This is a genomic window from Pseudoalteromonas sp. P1-16-1b (assembly GCF_001401785.1).
Taxonomy (GTDB): Bacteria; Pseudomonadota; Gammaproteobacteria; order Enterobacterales; family Alteromonadaceae; genus Pseudoalteromonas; species Pseudoalteromonas undina.
On sequence record NZ_LKGQ01000084.1, the window covers coordinates 1 to 219 of the forward strand.

Here is a 219-nt window from a genome sequence, read left to right on the forward strand (position 1 = left end):
ATATCGCCAAGCGGTAAGGCACCAGGTTTTGATCCTGGCATTCCCAGGTTCAAATCCTGGTATCCCAGCCAACTTCTTCTACCAAAGAATGTTGTACAAGAAAACTCTGTTAAGAGTATAAATATAAGCCTGTATGCGGGAGTGGCGGAATTGGTAGACGCGCTGGATTTAGGTTCCAGTATCTTAGGATGTGAGAGTTCAAGTCTCTCCTTCCGCACC

1 tRNA gene is annotated in these 219 nt (G+C 46.1%); it reads left to right on the top strand.

Annotated features, from left to right (window positions below):
* Positions 1-135: 135 nt before the first annotated feature.
* Positions 136-217: transfer RNA gene (locus AN392_RS18315), tRNA-Leu, on the top strand.
* The last annotated feature ends 2 nt before the right edge of the window (positions 218-219 follow it).